Raw genomic sequence first — 1,831 nt, forward strand, 5'->3', positions numbered from 1 at the left:
CACCGGCCCGTCCGGCACACCGGCCCGTCCGGCACACCGGGCCGTCCGGCACACCGGCCCGTCCGGCACACCGGGCCGTCCGGCCGATGACCGCAGGGGCGTTGGCGCCTTGGCGGGTGCGCCCGCGGCTCACGGCCGCCCCTGCGCCGGTGGCCCGGGGTGGTCTGCCCGTTCAGGGGCTCGGACGCCTGGAGGGGGCCGCGTCCCTGGTGCCCTTCAGCGTGCTGCCGCTGAAGACGCCGAGTTCCACGGTGGCGTAGTGGATGCCGTTGGTGTCCTTGGCGAACGTGTTGTAGGTGTACGTCCTGCCGCAGCCGGTCGTGTAGCCGTGCCAGGGCCAGTAGTGCTTGGCGCCGTGGTAGGGGATGGTCACCAGCCGGATGCCGATCCTGCGGCTGTCGCAGCGCGACCCGAGCGGCCTGACTTTCAGGGTGACCGCGGTGAGAGTGTTCGTGCCGCCCCACTGGAACAGGCCGTAGGAGTCGGCGTAGGGCTCGAACGATCCCACGGTGCTCGTGCGGTTGCCCGCGGCCGCTGCCCGGTACGGGCTGACCGGGACGGCGGTGGTGGCGTCGTGCTGATGGCCCGGGCCCGCGGCGACTGCCGGGGCGCCGAAGGCGGCGACGGCCGCCACCGCGGCGGCGGCCGCGACCAGGGGGGAGATCCTCATCCTCGCTCCTTCAAGCTTCCGGTGTTTTCCACTCGATCGGCGGTAGCAGAACACGGCGCGCGAGCGGTGATGTCCGCTCGCCGCGGCCGCTGCCGAGCGCGATGCCCGCCGGGGCGGCGGCCCCGGAGGTGCTCCGCGGGCATCGCTGCTCTGTCTGTGTGAGGGATGCGTGGCCGGGAAATGTGACATCGCCGGGCAGGGGGAGCCGCACCAGGCGCACGGTGCACGGTTTCGTCACCCGTCCGGGTGCGTCCGATGGTGGTCAAGGGGGCCGGCGGCCGTCGCCGGGAAAGGAGCGTCAACGCAGGGCGCGGGAGCGGAAATCGGCCTGGCGGGTGAGCCGGTGGTGCAGGAGGACACCGGCCCGGACAGGCTCGCCGCGCCTGTCGTCCGGCTCTAGCATGGCGTGGCAGGCGCGTGGGCTCCTTACGGCACGGGCCGGCCGCGGGCATCCCGGTGGGGTGCTCCCGGGCGGGGCCCAAGACGAGAACCCCGGCCCGATTACGGCGGGCCGGGGTCCTGCGGGATGTGCCTGGTTGTAGAGCCCCGGCCCGATTACGGCGGGCCGGGGTTCTGCATCGCCGGCATCGTAGGGCCGGCTCTAGTAGTCGCCTCCCTCGCCTCCCTCGTCGCCCCGGTCGCCCCGGCCGCCCCGGTCACCGAAGTCGTCCCGGTCTTCGAAGCGCTTGATGATGCGGAAGCTGCCGATCACGCCGTTCTTGACGCGCACGGCCTTCGTGCAGTCGTCCTCGTCCTTGTTGAAGTGCTCGCCCTTCTCGTCGTCCTCGTCCTTCTTGAAGTGCTTGCCCTTCTCGTCGTCCTCGTCCTTCTTGAAGTGCTCGTGCTTCTTGAAGTCCTCGTCCTTGCAGCGGGCCTGCACGCCGTCGCTCTGGCTCCACGGGCCGACGGTGGCGACGGGGGCGCCGTTGTCGCAGGTGACCCCGCGGAAGAACTCGACGGTCTTGCGGCTGTCGTTGCGGATGTTGAAGCTGTTGGAGCCCAGGCCGCTGACCACGGTGATGCAGCCGTTGGGGTGGGCGGAGTAGGAGCGCTCGTTGATGTGGATCCAGCCCTCCTCGTGGTGCCTGCGGCCGCGCTCGCCGCGCTCGCCGCGGTTGTTGTTGCCCTCGTTGCCCTTGCTGTTGTTGTTGGTGTTGTTGT

At 71.3% G+C, this 1,831-nt stretch carries 2 protein-coding genes; both read right to left on the reverse strand.

Going from position 1 to position 1,831, the window contains the following annotated elements; translation table 11 throughout:
- Positions 1-172: 172 nt before the first annotated feature.
- A complete protein-coding gene (locus BZY54_RS05055; RefSeq protein ID WP_086723321.1) occupies positions 173-670 on the reverse strand; it encodes a hypothetical protein in 498 nt (165 codons plus the stop codon).
- A 601-nt stretch (positions 671-1,271) separates the two neighbouring features.
- Positions 1,272-1,831, reverse strand: a 560-nt coding sequence (locus BZY54_RS50765) for a hypothetical protein (RefSeq protein WP_086723322.1), incomplete at its 5' end; no start/stop codon positions are given.

It is taken from the genome of Streptomyces carpinensis (assembly GCF_002154505.1).
Taxonomy (GTDB): domain Bacteria; phylum Actinomycetota; class Actinomycetes; order Streptomycetales; family Streptomycetaceae; genus Streptomyces; species Streptomyces carpinensis.